Origin of the sequence: Pseudonocardia kunmingensis, assembly GCF_006716445.1 — a bacterium.
Classification (GTDB): domain Bacteria; phylum Actinomycetota; class Actinomycetes; order Mycobacteriales; family Pseudonocardiaceae; genus Pseudonocardia; species Pseudonocardia kunmingensis.
Genome location: NZ_VFPA01000002.1, coordinates 1,030,183 through 1,055,072, shown reverse-complemented (window position 1 = coordinate 1,055,072; position 24,890 = coordinate 1,030,183). Strand labels below are relative to the sequence as shown.

Annotated in this window: 21 protein-coding genes; 9 read left to right on the top strand and 12 right to left on the bottom strand. The window is 70.9% G+C overall.

Annotated elements, in window-relative coordinates; translation table 11 throughout:
- Positions 1-26: 26 nt before the first annotated feature.
- Positions 27-1,466 carry a group II intron reverse transcriptase/maturase gene (gene ltrA, locus FB558_RS20810; RefSeq protein WP_211366131.1) on the bottom strand — a complete coding sequence of 480 codons (1,440 nt, stop codon included), beginning with the start codon at positions 1,464-1,466 and terminating at the stop codon, positions 27-29.
- A 1,036-nt stretch (positions 1,467-2,502) separates the two neighbouring features.
- A complete protein-coding gene (locus FB558_RS20805) occupies positions 2,503-3,153 on the bottom strand; it encodes a hypothetical protein (RefSeq protein WP_142055936.1) in 651 nt (216 codons plus the stop codon).
- A 37-nt stretch (positions 3,154-3,190) separates the two neighbouring features.
- Between FB558_RS20805 and FB558_RS20800 the strand changes: the two genes are divergently transcribed.
- Together FB558_RS20800 and FB558_RS20795 are read left to right on the top strand one after the other, a co-directional pair.
- Complete coding sequence (locus tag FB558_RS20800) at positions 3,191-3,637, top strand: hypothetical protein (RefSeq protein ID WP_142055934.1); 447 nt, start codon at positions 3,191-3,193, stop codon at positions 3,635-3,637.
- Positions 3,638-3,780: 143 nt separating this feature from the next.
- On the top strand, positions 3,781-4,965 hold the full coding sequence (locus tag FB558_RS20795) for a serine hydrolase domain-containing protein (protein WP_142055932.1): 1,185 nt from the start codon (positions 3,781-3,783) through the stop codon (positions 4,963-4,965).
- Positions 4,966-4,996: 31 nt separating this feature from the next.
- Here the strand turns inward: FB558_RS20795 and FB558_RS20790 are convergent, their stop codons facing one another.
- Positions 4,997-5,404, bottom strand: a complete 408-nt coding sequence (locus FB558_RS20790) for a RidA family protein (protein WP_142055930.1) — start codon at positions 5,402-5,404, stop codon at positions 4,997-4,999.
- Between the two features lie 80 nt (positions 5,405-5,484).
- On the opposite strand from FB558_RS20790, the gene FB558_RS20785 reads away from it, so the two are divergent.
- Positions 5,485-6,072 (top strand): helix-turn-helix domain-containing protein, encoded by a 588-nt coding sequence (locus FB558_RS20785; protein ID WP_170231440.1) that lies wholly within the window; start codon positions 5,485-5,487, stop codon positions 6,070-6,072.
- A 417-nt stretch (positions 6,073-6,489) separates the two neighbouring features.
- On the top strand, positions 6,490-6,798 hold the full coding sequence (locus tag FB558_RS20780; RefSeq protein WP_142055926.1) for an MFS transporter: 309 nt from the start codon (positions 6,490-6,492) through the stop codon (positions 6,796-6,798).
- 87 nt (positions 6,799-6,885) lie between these two features.
- Here FB558_RS20780 and FB558_RS20775 read toward each other — a convergent pair whose 3' ends face one another.
- The gene (locus FB558_RS20775) at positions 6,886-8,184 is read right to left on the bottom strand and encodes an MFS transporter (RefSeq protein ID WP_211366714.1); all 1,299 of its coding nucleotides are present in this window, start codon (positions 8,182-8,184) and stop codon (positions 6,886-6,888) included.
- A gap of 298 nt (positions 8,185-8,482) precedes the next feature.
- Here FB558_RS20775 and FB558_RS20770 point away from each other — a divergent pair, with 298 nt between their 5' ends.
- Positions 8,483-9,286: an HARBI1 family protein gene (locus FB558_RS20770; RefSeq protein ID WP_170231439.1), complete on the top strand. Its 804-nt coding sequence runs from the start codon at positions 8,483-8,485 to the stop codon at positions 9,284-9,286.
- A gap of 34 nt (positions 9,287-9,320) precedes the next feature.
- Here the strand turns inward: FB558_RS20770 and FB558_RS20765 are convergent, their stop codons facing one another.
- The 6 genes from FB558_RS20765 to FB558_RS20740 form a co-directional block, all read right to left on the bottom strand.
- Positions 9,321-10,565, bottom strand: coding sequence for a mandelate racemase/muconate lactonizing enzyme family protein (locus tag FB558_RS20765; protein ID WP_246106638.1), 1,245 nt, complete (start codon positions 10,563-10,565; stop codon positions 9,321-9,323).
- Positions 10,562-11,386 carry an RraA family protein gene (locus tag FB558_RS20760; RefSeq protein ID WP_142055922.1) on the bottom strand — a complete coding sequence of 275 codons (825 nt, stop codon included), beginning with the start codon at positions 11,384-11,386 and terminating at the stop codon, positions 10,562-10,564. Before FB558_RS20760 ends, FB558_RS20765 begins: the two co-directional genes overlap by 4 nt.
- A gap of 32 nt (positions 11,387-11,418) precedes the next feature.
- Positions 11,419-13,413 carry an ABC transporter permease gene (locus tag FB558_RS20755; RefSeq protein ID WP_246106637.1) on the bottom strand — a complete coding sequence of 665 codons (1,995 nt, stop codon included), beginning with the start codon at positions 13,411-13,413 and terminating at the stop codon, positions 11,419-11,421.
- Positions 13,410-14,831, bottom strand: coding sequence for an extracellular solute-binding protein (locus FB558_RS20750; protein WP_142055920.1), 1,422 nt, complete (start codon positions 14,829-14,831; stop codon positions 13,410-13,412). The genes FB558_RS20755 and FB558_RS20750 overlap by 4 nt, the downstream gene beginning before the upstream one ends.
- A 40-nt stretch (positions 14,832-14,871) precedes the next feature.
- Positions 14,872-16,302 carry an ABC transporter substrate-binding protein gene (locus tag FB558_RS20745; RefSeq protein WP_142055919.1) on the bottom strand — a complete coding sequence of 477 codons (1,431 nt, stop codon included), beginning with the start codon at positions 16,300-16,302 and terminating at the stop codon, positions 14,872-14,874.
- Between the two features lie 83 nt (positions 16,303-16,385).
- Positions 16,386-17,540 (bottom strand): mandelate racemase/muconate lactonizing enzyme family protein, encoded by a 1,155-nt coding sequence (locus tag FB558_RS20740; RefSeq protein WP_142055917.1) that lies wholly within the window; start codon positions 17,538-17,540, stop codon positions 16,386-16,388.
- Positions 17,541-17,642: 102 nt separating this feature from the next.
- Between FB558_RS20740 and FB558_RS20735 the strand changes: the two genes are divergently transcribed.
- The 3 genes from FB558_RS20735 (at position 17,643) to FB558_RS20725 (ending at position 20,900) form a co-directional block, all read left to right on the top strand.
- Positions 17,643-18,374 carry a FadR/GntR family transcriptional regulator gene (locus tag FB558_RS20735; RefSeq protein WP_246106636.1) on the top strand — a complete coding sequence of 244 codons (732 nt, stop codon included), beginning with the start codon at positions 17,643-17,645 and terminating at the stop codon, positions 18,372-18,374.
- A 50-nt stretch (positions 18,375-18,424) separates the two neighbouring features.
- The gene (locus tag FB558_RS20730; RefSeq protein ID WP_142055915.1) at positions 18,425-19,411 is read left to right on the top strand and encodes a D-2-hydroxyacid dehydrogenase; all 987 of its coding nucleotides are present in this window, start codon (positions 18,425-18,427) and stop codon (positions 19,409-19,411) included.
- Between the two features lie 298 nt (positions 19,412-19,709).
- On the top strand, positions 19,710-20,900 hold the full coding sequence (locus tag FB558_RS20725) for a hypothetical protein (RefSeq protein WP_142055913.1): 1,191 nt from the start codon (positions 19,710-19,712) through the stop codon (positions 20,898-20,900).
- A gap of 2 nt (positions 20,901-20,902) precedes the next feature.
- Here the strand turns inward: FB558_RS20725 and FB558_RS20720 are convergent, their stop codons facing one another.
- Complete coding sequence (locus FB558_RS20720) at positions 20,903-22,507, bottom strand: alpha/beta hydrolase (protein WP_142055911.1); 1,605 nt, start codon at positions 22,505-22,507, stop codon at positions 20,903-20,905.
- Positions 22,508-22,727: 220 nt separating this feature from the next.
- Between FB558_RS20720 and FB558_RS20715 the strand changes: the two genes are divergently transcribed.
- Complete coding sequence (locus tag FB558_RS20715) at positions 22,728-23,672, top strand: aldo/keto reductase (protein WP_211366713.1); 945 nt, start codon at positions 22,728-22,730, stop codon at positions 23,670-23,672.
- Between the two features lie 11 nt (positions 23,673-23,683).
- Here FB558_RS20715 and FB558_RS20710 read toward each other — a convergent pair whose 3' ends face one another.
- The gene (locus FB558_RS20710) at positions 23,684-24,874 is read right to left on the bottom strand and encodes a mandelate racemase/muconate lactonizing enzyme family protein (RefSeq protein WP_142055909.1); all 1,191 of its coding nucleotides are present in this window, start codon (positions 24,872-24,874) and stop codon (positions 23,684-23,686) included.
- Between the last annotated feature and the right edge of the window lie 16 nt (positions 24,875-24,890).

Here is a 24,890-nt window from a genome sequence, read left to right as displayed (position 1 = left end):
GGCTCTCCGCATGTCGTGGCCGTTGCTCAGCCTGTGAGGGCTGGGGTCCACGGGGTTGGTATGTTCGCTCCGCGGTAGCGGTAGCGGGTCACGGCGACGCTGGAAGCGCCGGTGAACACCACCCCGTTGTGGGCGATCCGCCAGCCATGATCGCAGAAGCGGCGGCGGATCTCCTTCCAGCTGATCTTGGGGTGTTTGCGGCGGATCCACCCGACCAGTCGCCACCAGGTGTGGTGGTCGACCGCGCTGAAGGTCGCTTTGGACACCCCGTGCCGGAAGTAGTTCGCCCACCCTCGCACCGTCTGGTTGAGCCCGGAGAGCAGCTCGTCCAGGTCGGTGTTCAGGTTTGACTTGTTCGTTTTCTCTCGCACCCGGTCCCGCACCTTCTGTGTTGATTTGCGGGAGGGTGTGGTGTAGACGTAGCGCTTCTGCGTTCCACGTTTCCGCATCCGCCGGATGTGGAAACCGAGGAAGTCGAAGCCCTCGTCGATGTGCACCGCCCGGGTTTTCTCCTCGGCAAGCCGTAGCCCCAGTGGGGCGAGCACGGCCGCCACCTCGACCCGGAGCGCTTCGGCGTGGTGACGGTCCCCGGAGACCAGCAACACGAAGTCGTCGGCATACCGGATCAAACGCCAGTTCCCCTTGCCGTTACGTTTCCGCGCGGCCCGCCGTGCCGGGGTGCCCATCGCCCCGGTGGCCGGGTCCCAGTGTTGGGTGAAGTGTTCATCCAACACTGAGAGTGCGATGTTCGCCAGCAGCGGCGAGAGGATCCCACCCTGCGGGGTGCCGGTCGGTGATTCCTCCCGATCCCCGAGATCGGTGAAGATCCCGGATTTCAGGAACGCCTTCACCAGATTCGCCAGCCGCTTGTCCTTGATCCGCCGCCGCAGCCGGTCCATCACCGCGACGTGGTCGATCTCATCGAAACACGCGGCGATGTCGGCCTCCAGCACCCACTCGTAGTTGATGGGTGCGGAGGTGAAGTGGTGGATCTCGGCGATCGCGTCCTGAGCGCGCCGGTTCGGGCGGAACCCATACGAGCACGGCAGGAAGTCCGCCTCGAAGATGGGTTCGAGCACCGCCTTGACGACGGCCTGGACCACCCGGTCGGCCACCGTGGGGATCCCCAGCCGGCGCAGCTTGCCGCCGCCCTTGGGGATCATCACCTGCCGGACCGGACACGGCCGGTACTCACGCGTCTTGAGTGAGTCCCGGATCTGACCCAGGAACACGTCCACTCCGATGCGGGTATCGACCGCGGCCACCGTCAGCCCGTCGACCCCCGCGGTCTTCGCCCCCTTGTTTCCGGCAACACGCGTGAACGCATCGACCAGGAACGCCGGATCATAGACCAGGTTGAACAGATCATCAAACCGGCGAGCCGGGTCCTCGCTCGCCCAACGGTGCAACTTGCGCTGCATCCTCCGTACCGCCAACCCGGCCGAATCCACATCCGGCCAAGCCACGACACCAGTATTCACCGGTGTATCTCCGTCCCTTGCAGTCAGCATCCTCGCCCGACACGCTGCCGCCCTTCCCCGTGTGCCGGGCTTTCCCCGGCCCGGAGTACTACGGCGGCTCCGCCCCACCCGGCCCTTCGGTCGGCATCGCACCTATCCAGCGGTCGTCACGCCTGGCCGGCGCACCCTGCTGGAACGTCGCACGGATGGTTCCCACGTTCACTGTTGCTCGGTCGACGAGTGAGGCACCCAGCTGTACCCCTGCGGCATCGCCACGGCTACGCCGTAGACATTCACCATGGCCTCCCGGACCCGGCACGGCCATACCAGCCGGGAGTTCCTCACCCGCCGGGACACGACCGGCAGCCGAGTACGCGCCGCACCCCAGCCCATATCCACCGGATTTCGAGCTGGCCGCGAGTCAAGAGGCGTAATAGCGCTGGTTTCTCTCGTATACCTTCTCGTCTCGCTCACCGGGCCCGGCCCATCCGGCAGTCCTGAGCCGTCCCGACTTTGTCGCGGCTGCTCCCACCCTCCCCGGCGATCCCCGGATCAGGCTGCCGCCAGCTTCACCCCACCGCTACGACGACAGGGCCACGAAGGTCTCCCACCTCCATCCGAACCAACAGCGCCTCGTGGCGCACAACCGATACTCGCGATCTTCCCGCCCAATGATCGGCAGTATCGGGGTGCACATGGTTGCGATCACGACCATGGACGACCGAAAGTTCGGATCATGCTTGCCGGGCAGGTCCCAGTTTTGCGGGTGAGCGGAACACCAGGGTTGTTCGATCTTGCATGGACAGCTCTGGTGTTCCGTTCACCTGCGAAAGGGGGCGGCTCGGCGCTGGTTCGTGGTTGCGCGGGCGGCCGTCCCCGACGCGGGCCCCGGCCGGTTCCGACGAGAACGCCCCTGCCGGGTGCCACGCCTCTGGCTGTGGTGCCGGTCCGACCCTTGCCCCGGTGGCCGCGCGACGTTCCCAGCACCCCTGGGACCGGCAAGATCACGAAGGCCGGCTGGAGTACTAGCCCACACGGACACCTACATCTGGTACTTCCACTCCGGCCGGTCCATCCCGCACGTGGACGTCGAGACCACCGGCAGGCGCGGATCACCACTACCGTCGCCCCGGTGGACGAGGTGGACGCGGTGTTGGCCGGCCCGCGTGGCCGCCGGTTCTGCGCCGAGATCGCATGCGAAGATCCGGACGTCGCGGCGGCACTCCTCCGCGCGGCCCACTCCCCCAGCGATGAGGCGGCACGGCGACGCCTCCTGGACGCGCTCGCGAGTTCGAGCGCCGCCCGCTCGGACGTCACCGAGGACCGCCTGCTCGCGTGCCTCGCCGATGCGGTTGCGCACGCCCGATACTGGCAGGAACCCGACGAGGAGGACGTCCTGCTCACCGACCCGGACGTCGTCCGGGCGCTGCGCCCGACGGCGGCGGCCGCGGTGGCGTCCCCGGCCTGGCGGTGGTGGTCCTCGCCGCTCGCCGTGGACGACCAGGCCCACGTGCAGTGGACCGGCCGGTACCCGACCGAGCCGCCGCGCCTCACCGGTGCCGCCGACGACCTGCGGAGCTGGCGGCGGGAGACGGTGGAGGAGGAGCGCCGGGCGCACGGGCGTCCGGCCGATCCGGCGGCCCCCCCACAGCGGGTCCTGGTGGTCGACGCCCGCGCTGCAGGGTCTGGTCACGACCTCCCGCGCGCGCCCCGGACTGGGCGCCACGCAATTGTTGCTCGTCGAGGACGACCTGGGGTGGTCGCAGGCCCGCGTGCAGCCGCTGCGGCCCGTCCGTCCGCCGCGCGTGTACGAGGTGACCGGCACGGCGGCGTGGGTCGAGCTGGTGGAGCGGTACCCGCTCGAGGTGACCTTCTCTCGACGCCACGACTGGTGGCGCACGTCCCGCCACTCGGGGCGGTGGTTCATCCCCGACTGGCTCGCCGTCGCCGCCGACCACGACGCCGTGCACCTCACCGTCGCCGCCTACCTCGCGACACCAGGGCGGGCGCTCGCGGTCGAGGGCGGAGCCACCCTCGTGGCGGGCTGGGACCCCGACGCCACGTACTGGCTCACCGACGTCCTCACCGCGGACGGTGAGCCGCTCACCTGGGAGCGGTGCGACGACGACGGGACGCAGCGGTGGCGACCCGCCGGCGCGGTCGCGGACGGGGGCTGACTCGTCGCGTCGACGTGGGCGCCGGATGTGGGCCCGCTGTGGATCACGTGTGCACCGCGCGCGGAACCCTCCGAGGCCGCCTGCCGTCGAAGAGGATCCGGGACGACGCCGGGACCCACCCGGCCTCGGAAGCAGGGAGCTGCATGTCCGGCCCGTCCCGCCGCCACGTCCTCGGCCTGCTCGGCTCCCTGCCACTGGCCGGTGGACTGCTCGCCTGCAGTTCCGCGCCGGCCTCGGGCCCGGGGGCCGAGGTCCCGGTGGCGCTGCGGCCGGGCGGCGAGTTCGAACGGTTCGTCGCCGACCTGGCGGGCAGGGGCGAGTTCTCCGGCACCGTGCTCCTCGCGCGCGGCCGCGAGGAGGTGCTCGCCGTGTCCCACGGGATGGCGGACGCGCAGCAGGGCACCCCCAACGGGGCAGCGACCCGCTTCGGTACGGCCTCGATCGGCAAGATGTTCACCGCCGTCGCCGCCGCCCAGCTCGTCGAGCAGGGAGAGCTGGCGTTCGACGCGACCGTGGGCCGCTACCTGGACGGCTTCCCGGCAGCGATCGCCGACACCGTCACGGTGCACCACCTGCTCACCCACACCTCGGGAATCGGCGCCCCGCCGACCGGCACCACCCGCGGGAACGGCGCGCCCCCGCCCGCCGACCTGGACGAACGTCTGGACGCGGATCTCGCGCGCATCCGGCAGCTTCCGCCGCAGTTCGCTCCCGGCACCCGGTCCGCCTACAGCAACGACGGTTTCACTGTGCTCGGCGCGATCGTCGCCCGCCTGTCCCGCCGCTCCTTCTTCGACCACGTCCGCGAGCACGTCCTCGCCCCCGCGGGCATGGACGGCAGCGACTACCTGACCGCGGAGCAGGTGCGTACGGCCACCGACGTCGCCCACCCCTACCGGGTGCAGGAGTCCGGCGAGGCGGTCGACCTGACCACGATCGGCCCCTTCGTCCCCCTCGCGAGCCCGGCCGGCGGCACCTACGCGCCTGCGTCGGACCTGCACGCCTTCGTCGTCGCCCTGCAGGACGGCGCGCTGCTCGCACCCGGGCTCGCCGACCTGGTCACCACCGGCAAGGTGCCGGTGCAGCGGCCGGGACCGGACGAGCTGCGATTCCACGGCTACGGCTTCACCGACACCCTGCTGCGCGGCCACCGGGTGTTCGGACACTCCGGCAGCTCCCCCGGCCACGCGAACAACCTCGACGTCTTCCCCGGCCTCGGCTGGATGTCGGTCGTCCTCGGCAACCGCACCGGGTCCCGCGACTACCGCGTCACGGTCGACGCGATCGCCGGCCGGGTGCGGGACGTCCTCACGGCCGAGGCCGGATGAGCTCTGTTCAGCGCGTTCGCCTCACCGGCACTCACCGCGGCAGCGGCTCGACCGGCTTGTAGGCGATCGCGTCGACGTCGACCAGGAAGTCCAGGGGCGGTCGGCCCTCGAAGGTCATCCGGGCAGGCAGGTAGTCATCGAAGTACGTGCGGTACACCTCGTTGAAGGCAGCCCAGTCCTCGACGTCCTGCAGGTGGACGGTCACCATGACGAGGTCGTCGAGGTCCGCGTCCGCAGCGCCGAGAACGATGCGGATGTTGTCGAAGACCCGCCGGGTCTGGGTCTCCAGGTCCTTCGGAACGACCTGTCCGGTCTCGGGATCGACCGGCACCGTGCCCGAGACGAAGATGAAGTCACCGGCCCTGACGGCCTGCGGGAAGGGGCCGACCGGCGTTCCGGCCTCCTCGGTGAAAATGACCGTCTTGGTTCCGCGCGGCATGGCTCCTCCTGCATCGCAGTCTCGTTTACGAGTACAACGTCTCATGCACGAGAGTGTCGGGCAACCGCTATCGTGGCCCCGTGGACAGAGCGAGGCGGGCGGTCGCCGCCAACCTCCGCACGATCCGCACGGCGAGAGGCCTGACGGTGGCGGCTCTCGCGGACGCGAGCGGCATGGGGAAGGCGACCCTGTCGCGGATCGAGGCCGGCCAGGCGAACCCGACCCTCGAGACGCTCTACGCCCTGGCGGATGCCCTGCAGGTTTCATGGGGAACGCTGGTCGCAGAGCCCCCGGCACGCACCGTGCACACCACGGCCGATGACGTTCCCGTTCTCGCCGGCCCCGTCGAGGCTCGACTGCTCACCCAGATCACGGGCGTCCCGTTGCTCGAAGGACTGGAAGTGCGGTTCCCGGCGGGCAGTCGGCGCGAGTCGGGCGCTCACCCCCGAGGCGTCGTCGAACACCTGTTCCTCATCAGCGGACGACTGCGGGCGGGCCCCCTCGATGCACCGGAAGACCTGGACAGTGGCGACGTGCTGCGCTTCGCCGCCGACGTCCCGCACGTGTACGAGGCACTCGACGGCGAGGCCGCCCGGGCGGTCCTGCTGATGACTTACCCGGTGATCTCCACCGGAGATCGCGGTTCCCGCGCCGTGCAGGACATCTGACGGCGGGTGTGGTCGGCCCGCCTCACAGCCAGCCGACTGCGCGCCGGCGCACAGCGCACGGTCTCGCGCGGCTCTGCGCCGGGAGGCCCGTTTCCGCCGGGCGCCGGCTCTACCGGAAGACGACGAACGATGCGGTGTCCCGTCCCACCCGAGCTCCTTACGCATCTCCGGGCAGGGGGCGTGCGGCGCGTTCCGCGGAACGCCGCCGATCCTATGATCACCAGGAATGGCGCCAGAGCGTCATATCTGACGCCGAGACACCACTCGTGGCGATCACGCCGGTGCGGCCCGGGCGCGAGAAGTACATCAGCGCGGCGGCAGAAACCCTGAGGTGCAACTCGCACCGATCATGCGGCCACGACCCACACAACAGCTCCCTCACGCTGCTCGCGGTGCCGAGCAGCGCGAGCGATCGGAGTGGGGTTCTTCGCGGTCGGCCTGCTCGGTGCCGCGATGACGGTGTGGGCGCAGTCGATGCGCATGCGGCGGATCCCGCCGGAGCTGCACGGCCGCGCGTTCGCCCTGCTCCGCACCCTGATGCAGGCGACACTGCCGCTCGGCTCGGCCGTGGTGACACCGATGCTGGCGCTCGGCCAGCTCACCCTCGCCGCCTTCGTGATGTGCCTGCTGGCCGGGCTACCCGGCCTCGCCCTGCTCGCGGTCACCGACACAAGCCGGACCTGTTGGCGGCGCGGAGCGGGCCCACCCCGGGCTGCGGGAAGGTGAGTGGCCGCATGGGGTACGTCGAGCCGATCCGAACTCTCGTGGACCCGGACCGGGGCACCGGTCAACGGTCTGCCACCGGTGTCTTCGTCATCTACGCTCCTCTCCTCGTCGAGGCGGTGTCTCTGGCGCCGTCGAACCGGGTGTGGGGAGGGGCTCGGTGCGTCGCGGCCCGGGTTCGCGAACGAGCAGGATGCCCACCAGGAGCCCGACCGGGAGCACGATCAGCACCAGCAGCAAGGGGCGGTAGGTGCCCACCGCCGCGTGCCCGAGCGCCAGCAGCACCGGCCCGACCGCGGACGCCGCGACCGTCACCATGTGCACGATCCCGCGGATCTCACCGATCGTCTCGGTGCCGAAGTAGCGCGGGAGGGCGGCGGCCTCGACGGTGCGGAAGCTGTTGTTGGCGACGCCGAGCGCGATGCCGTAGAGCGCCCCGCCCCACCACCCCGGCGGCAGGAAGCCGCCCAGGACGAGGGCCGCCACGAGCATCAGCATCGCCCCCACCATCACCGGCCGGGGTGAGACGCGGTCCAGGACGACGCCGATCAGCAGGGTGCTGGCCAGGCCGGACACCGTCTGCGGCAGGAACGTCGCGGCCGCCTCGACCGAGGTGAGCCCGCGCTCGCCGAGCACGTCCACCTGGTGGAAGGTCAACGCAGTGCCGACGAGTGCGAGCACGCCGACACCGCCGGAGAGCACCCAGAACATCGGCACCCGCAGCACCTGCCGGGCGACTCCCGCCGATCTCACCGCCTTCGGCTTCCGCGTCGCCCGCGGCGCCGCCGGGACGGGAGCGCGCGAGCGCCGGGGCACCCCGAGGAGCGCGATCGGGACGATCAGCACCCACACCGCGACTCCCTGCACGAGCCAGGCCGTGCGGAAGCCGTGCTCCGCGATCAGTGCCTCGAGCCCGATCGGCGCGAGCGAGATGCCCGCGGAACCGATCGCCGTGACGACGCCGATCGCGGTGCCCAGCCGCCGCTGCACGTGGTAGGCCACGAGCGTGGTGGCCACCAGCGTGAGCGCCCCCTGCCCGGCGAACCGGATGCCCACGAAGCCCGCGGTGAGCCCGACCAGGCCGCTCACCGCCGACAGGCCGACGAGGACGGCGCCGAAGACCGCGCCGATGACCAGCAGCACCGGGCGGGCGCCGCGGCGGTCCATCGCCCGCCCGATCAGCGGCAACGCCACAGCGCCCGCCAGCGTCCCGATCAGGTAGGCCGTCGACACCGCCGTCCGGCCCACGCCCAGCTCGGCCGCCATCGGATCGACGAACACCGACACCGCGGCGGTCTGCCCCGGCGCGGACAGGCACATGGCCAACGACCCGGCCGTGGTGACCCGGGCGTCGGTCCAGGCCGGCGCCCTCTTCCCCGATCGCGACACGGTGTGACGCCCTCCCCAGCACTCGGCCGCGGATGCGGCACGCCATGGAAACGGGACGGCCCCGCCGGGGCCGTCCCGCTGCTCATCTGCTCGGAGCGGTCAGCTCCAGAGCCGGTCGTGGCTGGTCTCGGCGTCCCAGTGAGCGTTTCCCAGTAGCGGGGCTGGGTGCGTGCGGCGACACGCCGACGACGCGGAGATGATCAAGAGGGGTGCGGGACCCCGGTAGAAGAGTCGGTCCGCCTAAAGATCGACTTGAACACCGAGGTCCCGCGTGCCCGATCCTGTCACCTACACCGCTGTGCTCCCGATCGGGGAGTCCACCGTCGCGTTCGTGTCCGGCCTGCTGTCCGGCGAGCGCACTCGCCGTGGCACCCGTCGGGGCCGGCGCGCGCTGGGCTGCTACCGGCAGGCGATCCTGGTGCTGCGCTGGTTCCTCGACGGCACCCGGGTCGCCCAGCTCGCCGCGGATAACCAGGTCAGCGGCTCGACCGCCTACCGCTACCTGCACGAAGCGATCGACGTGCTCGCCGCAGCAGCACCGAGCCTGCACGGTGCACTGCTGGCCGCGCACGCCGCCGGATACCACCATGTGCACCTGGACGGCACGCTGATCCGCACCGACCGGTCCAAGGCGCTCGGCCCGACCCCCGGGGTGGATCTGTGGTGGTCGGGCAAACACCAGCACCATGGCGGGAACGTGCAGGTGGTGACCGCGCCGGACGGGTGGCCGGTGTGGACCTCCCCGGTGCGCCCGGGTCGCGAACACGACACCACCTGCGCCCGCGCCCACCCCGACCTGCTGCCCACGCTCGATGCCTGGACCGACACCGGTCACGCTGCCCTGGCCGATCTGGGCTACGAAGGCGAGAACCAGCGGCTGACCTGTCCGTTCAAGGCGGTGCGCGGGCAGAAACTCTCGGTCGAGCAGCGGACTGTGAACACCTTGCATTCCGCGACCCGCGCCCTGGCCGAACGCGGAAACTCCCTGCTTAAGACAACGTTCAAGGCGCTGCGCCGGGTCAGCCTGTGCCCGTGGCGGATCGGGGCCATCACCGCCGCAGCGCTCGTGCTTCTCCACCACGAGCACGGCCGCACAACCTGATCAACCCGCGACGTTGATCACTACTGGGAAAGGTTCAGTGGGTCGTCTCGGCGAAGAACACCGGGTCACGGGGGTCGAGCTGGGCGCGGAACAGGTCCTCGTTGATGTCGCCGAAGCCCAGGCCCGGGGTCTCCGGCACCACGATCTCGCCGTTCTGGATCAACGGCCTGGGCAGGTCGGTCACCAGCTCGCTCCAGAACGGGACGTCGGCGGCGTGGTGCTCCAGCGCCAGGAAGTTCTCCGTCGCGGCAGCGAGGTGCACGCACGCCATCGTCGCGACCGGCGACGCCGCCAGGTGCAGCGCCATCGCCACCCCACGCTCCTGGGCGTAGTCACCCAGCCGCTTGGTCTCCGCGATCCCACCCGATGTCGCCGGGTCCGGGTGCACCACCCGGATCGCACCCGCATCCAGCAGCGGCTTGAAGTTCTCCGCCAGGTAGATGTCCTCCCCCGTGCACGTCGGCACCGCCACCGCCTCGGTGAGCTGCCGCCACTGGTCGGTGAACTGCCACGGGATCAGGTCCTCGATCCACGCCAGCGTGAACGGCTCCAGCGCCCGCCCGATCCGGATGCACGAGTCCAGCGCGATGTGCCCGAAGTGATCGGCCGCAATCGCCACGTCGTACCCGACGACCGCGCGCACCTTCTCCACGTAGCTCGCCAGGTAGTCCACGCCCTTCGGGGTGACCTGGATGCCGGTGAACGGGTGCATCGTGGACTTGTCCTCACGAGCCCCCGCGGGCGCGATCAACGTGCCCGGCACGTCCCACAGCAGGTCGATGCCCACGTCCATCTTGAGCATCGTGAAGCCGCGCTGCTTGCGCTCCAGCAGCCGCTGCCCCATCGCCTCCGGGTCCGCCAACGACGGCGTGTCCGCATAGCAGCGCACCGTGTCCCGGAACCGCCCTCCGACGAGCGCGTACGCCGGCACCCCGTAGGCCTTGCCCGCCAGGTCCATCAGCGCCATCTCGATGCCGCACACGCCGCCGCCCTGGCGGCCGTGGTGCCCGAACTGCTTGATCTTGCGGAAGACCTTGTCCAGGTTGCACGGGTTCTCCCCGACCAACCGGCTCTTCAGCATCAACGCGTAGGTGGCGCTGGCCTGGTCGCGCACCTCGCCGTAGCCGACGAGGCCCTGGTTGGTGTCGATCCGGACGATCGAGGAACGGAACGGCACCCCGTGCAGGTTCGCCACCCGCACGTCGGTGATCCGCAGCGCGCTCGGCCGCGACGCCGTGCTGACGTACTCCTCGGAAATCGTGCTCGTGCTGGTGCTCACGCGTTCTGCTCCTTGCGCCACTGCTGGAAGTCGGCCTCGATGTCATCCGCCCACGTCGGGACGTCGATCTGCGCGCTGGTGTAACGCCGCTCGGACAACCGCTGCTTGCCGAACACATCCCGCACCCGGGTGTCCTCGCTCGAGGCGGCCACCGCGGCCGCCAGGTGCGCCGGGATCACCGCCACCCCCGTGGGCGTACCGAGGATCACGTCGCCCGGCAGCACCGTGGCACCGCCGATCCGGACCGGGATGTTGATCCCGGCCAGCGTCACCCCACGGATCGGGGTCGGGTCCACGTCGCGGTGGAAGATGTTCACCCCGCCGGGCAGCTGGGACAGGCCCTGCAGGTCCCGGATACCACCGTCGATCACCGCACCCACCCCGGTGCGGGAGGCCACCGCGGTGCCCAGGTTGTCCCCGACCACGGTGCCCTCGACGATCTTGCCGAAGATGTCGACGACCATCACGTCGCCGTCCTCCAGCGTCTCGATCACCCACGAGTTCTGCCGGTCACCCTCCAGGTGCCCCTCCCGGGCCCCGGCCGCGACCACCACGTCGTCGAAGTCGGGACGGTGCGGCAGGAACTGCGCCGTCACCGCCCGCCCCACGATCACCGTGCCCGGGTGGGTCTCACGCCAGCCACCCGCGAACTGGCGCACGTAGCCGGCCTGGAACAGGTGCCCCCACGCCTCCTCCGTGGTGGCCAGCCGCAAGCTCGCCAGCACGTCGTCGGGCACACGGGGCCGACCCGACCCGAACCGCTCACCGGTCCACGCCGCCGTGAGCTCCTCGAGGTCGTCCTTGCCGGGATGGATGCGCACGTGCGCACTCCCCTTTCTTCTGGAGGTGGAGATCAGCCCTTCACCGCACCGGCGGTGAGGCCCTCGGTCAGGAACCGCTGCCCGAACGCGTACATGAGGACGACGGGGATCGAGATCAGCAGCGAGGCGGCGGCGAGCTGCCCCTGCGGCACGACGTCCCCGAAGATCATCGACTGCATGCCGACGGGCAGCGTCTTCAACTCGTCCTTGGTGATGAACACGAAGGCGAACAGGAACTCGTTCCACGCGTTGGTGAGCGTGAACAGCGCGACGGCCAGCAGGCCGGGCTTCGCCAGCGGCAGCACGATCCGGTAGAAGGCCTGGAACCGCGAGCAGCCGTCGACGAGGGCGGACTCCTCGAGCTCCGGCGGGATCGACCGGAAGTACCCGACCAGCAGCCAGGTGGCGAACGGCAGCGTGAACGTCGGGTAGGCCACGACCAGCGACCAGAGGCTGTCGACCAACCCGAAGGAGCTCAGGAGCTGGTAGAGCGGGATGAACAGCAGCGCGCCGGGCATCACGTAGGTCAGCAGGATGGTCACGGTGAAGCCCTGCGCCCCCCGGAACTTCAGCCGGGCCAGCGCGTACCCGGCCAGCGCCGCGCAGATCAGCGCGATGACCGTGGACGCGGCCGAGACCAGGATCGTGTTGAGGTACCAGCGGCCGAACGCCCCGGTGAACAGGGCCTCGAACTGCTCGGTGCTCCACGGGGTCGGCCACAGGTCGCTGGTGTGCTGGATGACCTGTATGTCGGTCTTGAACGCGGTGACGACCATCCAGTAGAGCGGGCCGAGGGTGAACAGCAGCAGCCCGGCCAGCGCCACGCCGGAGCCGGTGCCGCTCACCAGCCGCGACGCCCTGCGGTTGCCCCGCGCCCCGAACGCCGAGGCCACCCGGCCGACGACGACCGCGAGCACCACGCACACCCCGAGCACGACGCCCGCCTGGAAGAAGATGTGCGGTGAGATCCACAGCAGCAGCGCGGCGCACGCGGCCACCACGACCCACGGCATCGCCGTGCGCTGTGCAGGGCTCAGCCGGCTGGGCCGGGAGTCGCCCGGCCCGTCGGCGCTGCGCATCAGCCGGACGAGGACGGCCACGAGGACACCGACGACCGGGACCATCACCAGGGTGACCGCGGCACCGGCGCCGAACTGCAGCTGCTGGATGGCCTTCGAGTACGCGACCATGACGTAGGGGGCGGTGGCGTCGCCCGGCCCGCCCTGGGTCATCAGCCAGATCAGGTCGAAGTTGTTGAACGTCCAGATCGACGACAGCAACGTGGTGACGATGATGACGTGCCGCAGGCCCGGCAGCGTCACGTGCACGAACCGCTGCCACGGCGACGCCCCGTCGACCATCGCGGCCTCGTGCAACCCGTTGTCGATCGCCTTCAGCCCGGCCAGGAAGCAGACCGCGAAGAACGGGATGCCCTTCCAGACGTTCACCAGGATCACCGACGACAGCGCCAGCGTCGGGTCCGACAGCCAGCCCGCCGGCCAGGTGGGAACCACCCCGATCGCGGCGAGCAGCGGGCCGATACCGGTCGCGGTGAGGACGGTGTTGACGCTGCCGAAGATCGGGTCGAACAGCGCCCGCCAGGTGAACGCCGTGACCACGGTCGGCACCACCCACGGCAGCAGCAGCACGCCCGCGACGACGGCCCGGCCACGGCGGAGGTGGTGCAGGATCAGGGCGGCGATCAGACCCAGGACGACCTTGAAGATCTCCGCGTAGACCGTGAACACGAACGAGTTGATCACGCCCGTGTGGAACAGCTGGTCGTCGATCAGCGCGGTGAAGTTGTCCAGCCCGACGAAGACCGTCTCCGCGCCGTGCCGCTCGGTGGTGCTCAGTACCGCGGAGAGCACGATCGGCACGAGGATCAGCAGCGCGATCAGCACGGCCGTCGGCCCCAGGAACGCCGCGGCCATCCGCCAGTCCTTGCCCAGGACCCGCTCGGACCGGCTCACCGGGCGCGGGCTCGCCCCTGCCCTGCGCACGGGGCGGGTCTGCAGCGCGGTCACTGCCGCAGTCCCTGCTGCTCGAAGATCTGCGTGATCCGCTCGTGGGCCGACGCGACCGCGGCCTGCGGGGTGGTGCCCTGCAGCACCGTCTGCATCATGTCGGTGAGCACGTAGGACTGGAGCACCGCCTGCCGCCCGCTGCTCGGCCGCCCCGGGAACCCGAGGCCGGTCGTCGTCGGGATCGGCAGCGGCTGCTGCGCCATGTCGCGCAGCATGGAGAACGCCGGGTCGCCCTGGGTGTAGAAGGGGTCGGAGTCCCAGACCTGCTCCCAGGCCGGCATCGCCAGCCCGGGTGCGGCCTTCGCGATGTTCAGCAGCGGCGTGCCGCTCACCAGGTACTTCGACAGCACCTTCGCCAGACCCGGGTTCTGCGAGCCCCGGAAGTTGATCAGCGCCTGGGACTGGCCGTAGCGGACGGGCCGGTCGGTGGCCGGACCGGTGCAGCCCGCGAAGGCGTGCGTCCCCGCGTAGACCGGGTTCTCGGTGGTCTTCGAGTCGGCGTAGACGCTGAACTGGTTGCGGACGTAGCCGATGATCCCGGCCAGCCAGTTCTCGTTGTTGCTCGAGTCGGTCCAGCTCTCGATGCCCGGCGGGCGCATCGGCTGGTACTTCGGGTTCTTGAAGATGTCCTCGACGAACGCGACGGCGTCCACCGTCTCCGGGGAGTTGAACGTGACGGTCCGACCGTCCTCGGCCGTGATGGCCCCACCCCAGGAGTTGACCACGCCCTCGAGGAACGAGTTGCCGTCCCCGGAGCGGTTGATCGTCACCCCCCACCCGAACCGGCGCTTCGCCGGGTCGGAGATCTCCAAGCAGATGTCACGCATCTCCTCGTAGGTGTAGGTGTCCTTGACCGGGATGCCCTTCTCCTGCAGCCAGTCCTTGCGGACGAAGTCGCCGAGCCCGACGAAGTGGTAGGGCACGCCGTACCACTTGCCGTCGTACACGCAGAAGTTCTGCGACTCGCTGACCGGTTGGCCCAGTGTCGTCGTCAGGCTCTCGACGACGTCGGTCATCTCGTTCACCAGACCGAGGTTGTGGAACTGGGCCAGGAACCGGTCGTCGGTGAAGAACGCCAGGTCCCGGGCGTTGCCCGACGCGATCTCGGCGTCGAGCTTGGCCACGACGTCGCCCGTGTCGGCCTGCATGAGGTTGTTCTCCACCGTGGTCCCGGTGGCCTCGGCGAACGTCTGCAACGAGTGGTCGAGCGCCTCGTTGGCCAGGTCCGAGTACATCTGCTGCGACAGCATCCGGACGGTGCTGCCCCGGAACGGGGCGGCCTCGTCGAGGATCGCCTGCGGGACCGTGACCTGGACCTGGGGCGCGCTGGGCCGGCCCCCGCACGCGCTCAGGCTCAGCACACCGAGTGCGCTCGCCCCCAGGAACCTCCGCCTCGAGAGCTCCGGTCGATGGATCATGCCCACTCCTGTCGGTGTGAATTCGGTTCGGCTCCGGTGCTCACTGCCGGAGTCCCTGCTGCTCGAAGATCTGCACGATCCGCTGGTGGGTGTTCGTCACCGCAGCTGCGACGGGGGTGCCGGCGATGATCTCGGCGACCATGTCCGTGAGCACGTAGGCCTGCAGCACCGCCTGCCGCCCGCTGCTCGGGGCCTGCGGGAAGTTGTATCCACCCGAGGTCTGGACCGGCAGCGGCTGGTGCGCGATCTTGCGGAGGGCGGGGAAGGCCGGGTCGCCCTGCGTGTAGTAGGGGTCGGAGTCCCAGACCTTCTGCCACGCCGGCATCGACAGCCCTGGGGCCTGCTTCGACACGTTGAGCAGCGGCGTCCCGCTCACCAGGTACTTCGCCACGACCTTGGCGAGGTCGGGGTTCTTCGCGCCCTTGAAGATCATCAGCGCCTGGCACTGGCCGAGGTTCAGCGGGCGTCCCGCCGCGGGCCCGAAGCCGCCGACGAACGGGTGGGTGAGCTCGTGGACGGGGTTGCCCGTGAGCTTGGCGTCGGCGTAGAGGCTGTACTGGTTGGTGGTGAAGCCGGTGACCCCGGCCAGCCAGTTCTCGTTGTTGCTGGTGTCGGTCCAGCTCTGGACCCCCGGCGGCAGCATCGGGGCGTACTTCGGGTTCGTGTAGATGTCGGAGACGAACGACACCGCCTCGACCGTCTCCGGCGAGTCGAACACGACGGTCCGGCCGTCGTCGGCGGTGATCGCCCCGCCGTAGCCGTTGACGGTGTCCTCGATGAACCCGTTGGCGTCCGCCGAGCGGTTGACCGTTTTGCCCCAGCCGAACCGGCGCTGCGCCGGGTCGGAGACCTCCAGGGCGAGGTCGCGCATCTCCTCGTAGGCGTAGGCGTCCTTGAGTGGGATGCCCTTCTCCTGCAGCCAGTCCCGCCGCGCGAACGTGCCGATCCCGATGAACTGGTACGGGATGGCGAACCACTTGCCGTCGAACACGCAGGAGCTCGTGGCCTCGCTCGCGGGCTCGCCCAGCGACTCGGTCAGCTCGGCGACGACATCCGAGACGTCGACCAGGTCGCCCAGGTTCTGGAACTGCGCGACGAACCGGGTGTCGGGCAGGAACGCCATGTCGCGCACGTCGCCGGCCTGGACCGCGGCGTGGGTCTTCGCCACGAGGTCACCGGTGTCGGTGTTGACGAGGTCGTTCTGCACCGTCGTCCCGGTGGCCTCCGCGAAGGCCTCCAACGCGCGGTTCACCGCGTCGTTGGCACTGACCGAGTACAGCTTGTTGGACAGGAACCCGAGGCTGCTGCCCCGGAGAGCGGCCGCCTCGTCGAGGATCGCCTGCGGAACCTCGATCTGCACGGGCGGTGGCGCCGCGGGCTGGTTCCCGCACGCACTCAGCGCGAGCGCACCGAGAGCGCTCGTCCCCAGGAACTTCCGTCTGGACCACAGGGTCCGGGTCTGGTCGGCCATTGACCATTCCTCCTGATTCCCGCGGCGCCATCGCCTGCGGTGGAGCTTTCGACGGGGCCCGGATGCCCGGACCTAGAGCGCGGTCATTCGAAGATCCCGAAGCCGGGAACGGCGTGCTTGCGGACGCCGTCCATGTCCAGCTCGACGCCGATGCCGGGGGTGTCGGGCAGGGTGATGTAGCCGTCCTTGACGATCGAGCCGCTGCCGTCGGGGGCCACCACGTAGCTGTCCCAGACCTCCCGCTCCTCGAGCGCGTGCCACTCCTGCACGAAGAAGTTGGGGATCGCGCCGCACTGGTGCGCGGTCGCCATCGTGCCCAGCGGGGTGGAGACCAGGTGCGGGGCGAAGGGCACGTAGTGCATCTCGGCAAGGTTGGCGATCTTCTTCGCCTCGGCCAGCCCGCCGCACTTGGGCACGTCCGGCTCGATGACGTCGACCGCGCCCTTCTCCAACAGCTCCCGGAACCCCCACCGCAGGTAGAGGTTCTCGCCGGCGCAGATCGGGGTGCGGGTCTGCTCGCGCACCCGCCGCAGCGCGTCGACGTTCTCGGCCGGGATGGGCTCCTCGAGCCACATCAGGTGGAACGGCTCCAGCTCCCAGGCGATCCGGCAGGCGCTCGGCACGTCGTAGCGGGCGTGCAGGTCGATCGCCAGGTCGATGTCCGGGCCGATCGCCTCGCGCACCGCCGCCACCCGCTCCACCATCGAACGCAGCTCGGAGGCGTTGATGGTGTGGTTGTACTCGTCGAACTTCGCCGGGTGCGCCACGTCGTCGATGTCGAACTTGATCGCCGTGAACCCCTGCTCGACCATCCGCTGCGCCCGCTGCACGCAGCCGGCCACCGAGCCGGCGGGGTCGTCGCCGTCGCCGCAGTCGGCGTAGAGGCGGATCCGGTCGCGGAACTTGCCGCCCAGCATCCGGTACACCGGCTGGCCCGCGGCCTTGCCCGCCAGGTCCCACAGTGCGAGCTCGATCCCGCTGAGCGCGATCACGAACACGCCCGCCTGCGGCCCGGCGAACACCCGCCGCCGCAGCTTCTCCCAACACCGCTCGACGTTGCGCGGGTCCTCGCCGATGAGCAGGTCCTTCAACGAGTTGATCAGCCCGACGACGCCGCCCGCGCCCGCATCCGGGTTCGCCTCGCCGTAACCGCTGATGCCCTCGTCGGTGTCGATCCGTACCAGCGTCGCCTGGCCGTGGTAGGCGACCACCGCCGTCGTGACGTTGACGATCCGCATGCCGTTCTCCCGCCCGAACCAACTTGTCCTATAAGCTGTTGAGATGACTAGGAGACAAGGTGAGACCGGACACTGTCAATACTTGTCCGATAAGCTGTTGAGATGAGCAGGAGCGGGGAGGTGCCCGTCGGCGTCAAGGTCCGAACCCTTCCGATGCAGGTCGCAGCCCGTCTGGTGGAGCGGATCGCAACCGGCGGACCGGCGCCGTCGGAGCTGGAGATCTCGCAGGAGTTCGGCGTCTCCCGCATCGTGGCCCGCGAGACGCTCAAGATCCTCGCGTCGCTCGACATCGTCGACATCGCGCAGGGGCGCCGCGTCGCGGTGCGGCCGCCCGAGGAGTGGGACTACCTCAACCCGCTGCTGGCCGAATGGCTCCCCGAGGAGCAGGTCGTCACGCTCCTGCGCGAGCTGCACCAGGTGCGACTGCTCCTCGAGCCGGAGCTCGCCGCGATGGCCGCCGCGAACATGACCGACGAGACGCTCGCGCGGCTGCGGCAGGAGATGGACCGGATGACGGCCCTCACCGGCGAGCCGGACCACTACCTCGAGGCCGACCACGCGTTCCACATGGAGATCTGCCGGGCGGCGAACAACCGCATCCTCGACCGGATCATGTACTCGGCCCGCTGGCTGGGCACCGCCAGCCGCCGCGTCACCAACGCACCGCGCGGCAGCCTGCACCGGGCCACCGACGCGCACGCGCGCGTCCTCGCCGCCCTCGAGGCGCGCGATCCCGAGGCCGCCCGCGCCGCGATGCGCGACCACCTGCACGGCAACATCCCGATCCTCGCCGAGAAGGAGCAGCGGACCAAGCGCGCCTCCGCCGCCCCGTAGACCTCCCGGCATCCACGAGCTCGTGTCGCGCCCCGTCGAGAGGACGTGGAATGACCATGAACGAGACCCGCCCGCTGGTCCTCGTCGGCGGGGACATGGGGCGCGGGGACGGCGTCGACTACCGGGCGAGGCTCGCCGCGGCCTTCCCGCAGGCGGAGTTCCTCTCCTACGAGACGGATCCCGACGTGCTCGAGCGGCGCATCGCCGACGCCTCGGCCGTCATCGGGCACGTCCCGGAGCACCTCCTGCCGCGCGCGGCGCGGCTGCGTTGGGTCCAGACCACCGGCGCAGGCGCGAACGCCGTCTGCACGCCCGCCTACCAGCAGCGCGACGACGTCGTCGCGACCACCGCCTCGGGCGTCCACGTGGCGAGCGTCCCCGAGCAGGTGCTGGCGATGGTGCTCGCGTTCGCGCGCTGCCTACCCGAACAGATCGTCAACCAGCGCGGCGCGAAGGCGTTCTACTGGCCGACGCCCCCGTTCGAGGTCGAGGGCCAGACGATGGCCGTGCTCGGCACCGGCCGGATCGGCGAGGCGCTCGCCCGCAAGGCCAGGGGCCTCGACATGAGGGTCGTCGGCTGGCGCAGGCGGGAGCCGCCGGCGGCGGACGACCTGTTCGACCGGTGGTACGCGCCCGACGACCTGCACGGCGCGCTGGCCGACGCCGACCACGTGGTGATCACGCTGCCCCTCACCCCGGACACGCACCGGCTGATCGGCGACGCCGAGCTCCGCGCGATGAAGCCCACCGCGTACCTCTACAACGTCGGCCGCGGACCGATCCTCGACCAGGATGCGCTGCTGTCCGCGCTCCGCTCCGGGACGATCGCCGGTGCCGGGCTCGACGTCACCGATCCCGAACCGCTGCCGCCCGACCACCCGCTGTGGGACGAGCCGAACGTCGTCCTCCTCACGCACTACGGCGGGCTGACCCCGCAGTACGGCCCCCGCGCGTACGCGATCGTCCACGGCAACGTCGACCGGTTCCTCTCCGGCCGGCCGCTCGTGAACGTCGTCGACAAGCGTCGGGGGTACTGAGCGGCCGCGAGAACCGCGAAAACAGGAGCGGTACGGCGAATGGCGCACATGCCATACCGCCGAACGCCATAGGCTTTTCGGGTGAAGATGGCAAGGAAGCCGCGCCCAGCTTGCCGCACATGATCACGCTCCGATAGAACGATCTTCACTTCGTTCACTCCATCGGGGGTATTTTCCAGTGAGTCAGCTGTGGGCCGGCGAAGAACACGGCCTGAGACCGGGGGCCGTCACGGTGACCGACCTGGTGCAACGAGACGCGCCGTCGCCGGTTGATGCGGATGCCGCGGCCGTCGCCCCGGTGCAACGGGTACCCGGCCCGAAGCGCAGGCCGGTGGCCGGTACCGCCCTCGTCGCCGGCACGCTCGTCGCCGCGGTCACGGGCGCGGGCTCGGTGTTCGGCGTCGGCATGTTCACCGAGACCGCGGCACACACGGCCAACACCCCCGACACCTCCGACACCCCCGACGCTGCCGACGACACCGACGGCTACGCCGGCCAGGGGCTGCTCGACCAGTACCAAGCGGCGCCCGACCGCGCGCTGGTCGAGTCCGCCGAGAACCCGTCCGGTGACCTCGACCCGGGCATCGCCCCGCCGGACTCCTGGACCGCCCTCGCGTTCCCCGACGCGCACCCCGACGAGCCCGGCACCGCGGACAGCGACAGCGACGGGCAGGACGGCTCCCCCACCGCCGGACCCGACGACACGCGGCACTCCGACGAGGGGTCCGCCGGTGTCGCGGTGACCGGCGCCGACATCGCCGCCCTGCACGGCGGCGGAGTGCCCGCCACCCTGGCAGCCGGCGGATCCGGGGCCGGCGACGCGGGCCCCGCGGCGCCGGTCACGACGCTGTCCGCCGCCGCGGAGGACGACTCCGACGACGACGGCGAGAACGCCGACGGCGACGCCGAACACGGCGTCGGGTCCACCGCCACGGAGGCGGTGGCCTTCCGCACCGCCGCGGGCACTGCGGGCGACGAGAACGCCGGTGCCGACTCGACCGACGACGGCTTCTCGGCGACGGGGCAGGACGCGTCCGACGACAAGGCGGACGACGGTGGATCCGACGATGCGTCCACCGGCGCGTCCGCCCGCCTCCTCGCGGCCGGTCCCGTGGACGCCAGCGCTTCCGCCGCCGACAGCGGGGAGGACAGCGGCGACGACGCAGACACGGACGACCGCGAGACCGACGCGGCTGAGGACGCGGGCGACGACGAGAACGATGAGAGCGACACCTCTCGCGACGACGACCGCGATGACGACAGCGACGACGACAACGACGACCGCGACAACGACGACGACCGCGACAACGAGACCGACCGTGACAGCGGCAACGGGACCGACCGTGACAGCGACGACGGGACCGACCGTGACGGCGACGAAGACGACGCGGACCGTGAGGGCGGCGACGGGCTGTTCGGCGTCGTCGGCGGTCTGATCGGAGGCGTGGGCGACCTGCTCGGGGGCATCGGGAAGGCGCTCGACGGCTGAGCTCAGCCCCCGGCCCCGGATGCGACGGGGCCTGTCGTGCCCGGCCGTTCCACGTCGCAGACGGTGCCGTCGGCCGGCAGGACGCCGTCGATCAACGTGGCGTCCACCGCGGCGTCGACGCACGCGACCGTGCCGTAGGAGCCGTGACCGACGCCTTCTCGCGTGAGCAGGACGGCGGAGTCCAGCGTCTCGACCATGGACTCCGCCCAGTGGTGGGGGGTGACCGGGTCCAGCCGGCCGCCCACCACCAGTACCGGCGGAGCACCGGCGGCCGTGAGCGGTTCGGTGACGGGGTCCGGGTCCGGCGCGGGCCACAGGGCGCAGTTCAGCGCGCTGTATGCGGCCCGGGTGCCGATCCGCTCGGCCTCCGCGACGACCTCGGTGGCAGCGGCGGTGTGCGCGGCGACGTCGGTCGGGGTCCGCCAGTCGGCGCACCGCACCGCGGTGTGGACCTCGTGCGTGGCGGTCGGGACCCCGAACGGCGAGACCGTGATGCTCTGCCACAGGAAGTGCAGCAGTGCGCCGTCGCCGTCCTGCGCGCCGAGCAGCGCCGAGGTGAGCGTCGGCCAGGCGACCTGGTCGCCTGCGAGCCCCCGGGCGGCCTCGAGCGCCATGGCGCCGTCGAGCGTGCCGCCCGGTGTCACTCCTTCGACCGGCGCCACCTCCAGCGGCTGCTCCTCGAGCTCGACGATCAACGCGTCGAACGCCGCTTCGGGGTCACCGTCGCCGAACGGGCACACTGCCGCACCCTCGGTGCGGCAGGTCTCGAACCAGGCGTCGAGCGTGCGCTCGCTGGCCACCGCGACCTCGCCGAGGAACTCGAGCGAGTCGCCGAACCACAGCCCGGTGTCGACGGGCGCGTCGAGCACCATCTGCCGGACGCGGTCCGGGAAGAGCGTGGCGTACATCGGCCCGACCACGGTGCCGTAGGAGATGCCGTAGTAGGTGATCTGGTCCTCGCCGAGCGCGGCCCGGACCTGGTCCATGTCGCGGGCGACGTTGTCGGTGGACAAGCCGGCCAGGAAATCGAGCCGCTGGTGCGCCCCGCAACCGTCGGTGAAGGTGGTGGCGTCGGCCAGCAACTCCGGCAGCGGCTTGCCCCCGGGTACGGCCGGGTCGGATCCGGTGGCCGCGGCCTCGGCGCGCTGCTCATCGGTGAGGCAGCGGGCGGCACCCGATCCGCCGACGCCGCGGGGGTCCATGGCGATGACGTCGAACCGGGCGAGCACGTCGGGCGAGAACGTGCCGGGGGCGCCTGCGGTGGCGTGCAGGTTCCGCAGCGTGTCCGTGGCCACGACCCCCGGCCCGCCCGGGTTGAAGAACAGGCTGCCGATGCGCTGCGCCGGGTCGCCTGCCCGGTGCCGCATGACCGCGAGCGGGATCTGCACGCCGTCGGGCTCGGTGTACTCCAGCGGCACCTCGACGGTGGCGCAGTCGAGGTTCGGTCCGCACTCGTTCCAGGCGATCGGGTCGGGCACCGGCGCCGTGGACGAACCGCCCTCCGACATCGCCGTCGACACCGCACCCGACCCACCGGCGCACCCGGTCAGGACCAGCGCGGCGGCGGCGACGGCCGCGCCGCACCGGGACCCGATCTGTCTGTGCATGTCAGGGACGGTAGGGAGACCACCCGGGGTCGGGGATCACTCGACCGGCTGCGATCTTCCGGCGGAAGTCGGAGCGCGCCTCCCCCTTCGGGGGGAGCCGCGACGCGGCGGGTGGCCGGGTTCCACGCAGGGCATACCGTGCTGGAGTGTTGACCTACACATCCGAGAAGCAGGACTCGCACTGGCGTCCGGACGCGGACCGGCTCGTCGAGGGGTCCCGGTGAGCGCCGACTGGCTGCGCCCGCTCGGGACGACCGGGCTCACCGTGTCCGCGGTGTGCGCGGGCGGCGGGCCACTGGGCAGCATGCCGGGCAACTTCGGCTACGACGTGCCGGCGCAGCGCGGGATCGACACCGTGAAGCGCGTGCTCGACGGGCCGATCAGCTTCCTCGACACGTCCAACAGCTACAGCGGTGGGGAGAGCGAGCGCCGCATCGGCGCCGCGCTGGCGCAGGCGGGCGGGCTACCCGAGGGGTTCGTGCTGGCCACCAAGGTGGACCGGGACCCGTCCGGCGACTTCTCCGGCCCCCGGGTGCGCCGCTCGATCGAGGAGAGCCTGGAGCGGCTGGGGCTCTCGGGCGTCCCGCTGCTGTACCTGCACGACCCCGAGCACATCCCGTTCGAGGACGGGATGGCGAAGGGCGGGCCGGTCGAGGAGCTGCTGCGCATCCGCGACGAGGGCATCGCCGCGCACATCGGCGTGGCCGGCGGGCCGGTCGCGCTGATGGAGCGCTACGTCCGCACCGGCGCGTTCGAGGCGCTGATCACCCACAACCGCTGGACGCTGCTGGACCGCTCGGCCGACGCCCTGCTGGACGCCGCCGTCGACCAGGGTGTGGCGGTGGTGAACGCGGCCGTCTTCGGCGGCGGGATCCTCGCCACGGGCAGCGCCGGCTCCACCCGCTACGCCTACCGCGAGGCCCACCCGGAGGTGCTCGACGCCCTGCGGGGCATGGAGCAGGCGTGCGCACGGCACGGTGTGCCGCTCGCGGCCGCCGCGCTGCAGTTCTCGATCCGCGACGAGCGCGTCGCGTCGACGGTGGTCGGGTTCTCCCGCCCCGAGCGCGTGGACGAGTGCGTGGCGCAGGCACGGCTGCCGATCCCCGAGGCGCTGTGGCCGGAGCTGGACGCGCTGGTGCCGAGCGGCGACCGCTGGCTGTACTGACGACTGCCGGATCAGGCGAAGAATCCCTCGTCGCCGGGGCGCAGGTGGGCCTTCGCGGCCTCCCGGTCGAACTCGACCCCCAGCCCCGGCCGGTCCCACACCTCGACGAACCCGTCCACCACGATCCGCTCCGGCAGCCCCGTCACGATCGAGTACCACCACTCCGGCCGCGCCACCGGGTACTCGAACGCGATGAAGTTGTCCGGCAGCGTGGCGCACACCTGCACCAGCGCGGCCAGCCCGAACACCCCGTCCAGCACGCCGTGCGGGGCGATCTGGACGCCGTGCAGGTCGGCGTACTCGGCCACCCACTTGAGCTCGGCGATCCCGCCGACGTCGCACGGGTCCGGCCCGACCACCCGCACGGCCTGCGTGGAGATCAGGTCCTTGAAGTTCTGCCGCAGGTAGATCTGCTCGCCGGTGTGCGTCGGCGTGCTGGTCGCGACCGTCACCTCGCGGTACTGGTCGGCGTGCACCCACGGCACGTAGTCGCCGGTGAGGAGGTCCTCCACCCACATCAGGTTCAGCGGCTCCAGCGCGCGCAGCAGCCGGATGGAGTCGGGCACGGTGAAGCCGGGGCCGGCGTCGAGGGCCAGCCCGACCTCGTCGCCGAGCACCTCCTTCATCGCCTCGACGCACGCGACCGTGTGCTTGAGGCCGCGCTCGGTGAGCGGCCCGCGGTTGGGGTGTCGCGGGCCGGTGCGCAGCTCGCCGAAGGTGAAGTCGGGCGTGTTCTGCACCATGAAGCCGTGGTAGCCCACCCCCTCCTTGATCAGGGTGAAGCCCTCGGGCGCGGCCTTCATCTGCGCCATCGCCTCGGCGTAGTCCTCCGGGCGGTGCCCCTTCAGCTGCGGGCGCACACCGCCGTTGTAGACCCGCACCTTGTCGCGCACCTTGCCGCCGAGGAGCTTGTAGACCGGCAGCCCCGCCGCCTTGCCCGCTACGTCCCAGAGCGCGATCTCGATCGCCGACACCGCGGCGCCCCACGGCTTGAACGCGGCGAACCGCCGGATCTTCAGCAGGCACCGCTCGACGTCGGTGGGGTCCTCACCGACCAGGAAGTCCCGGTACATCTCCACCACGGGGCGCATGTACGGCTTGGACGACTCGATCTCCCCGAACCCGTCGACGCCCTCGTCGGTGACGATCCGGATGATCGGGCTGTCGCCGATCACCGCGCACTTCAGGTCGACGATCTTCATCGACTGCTCCCTCCGC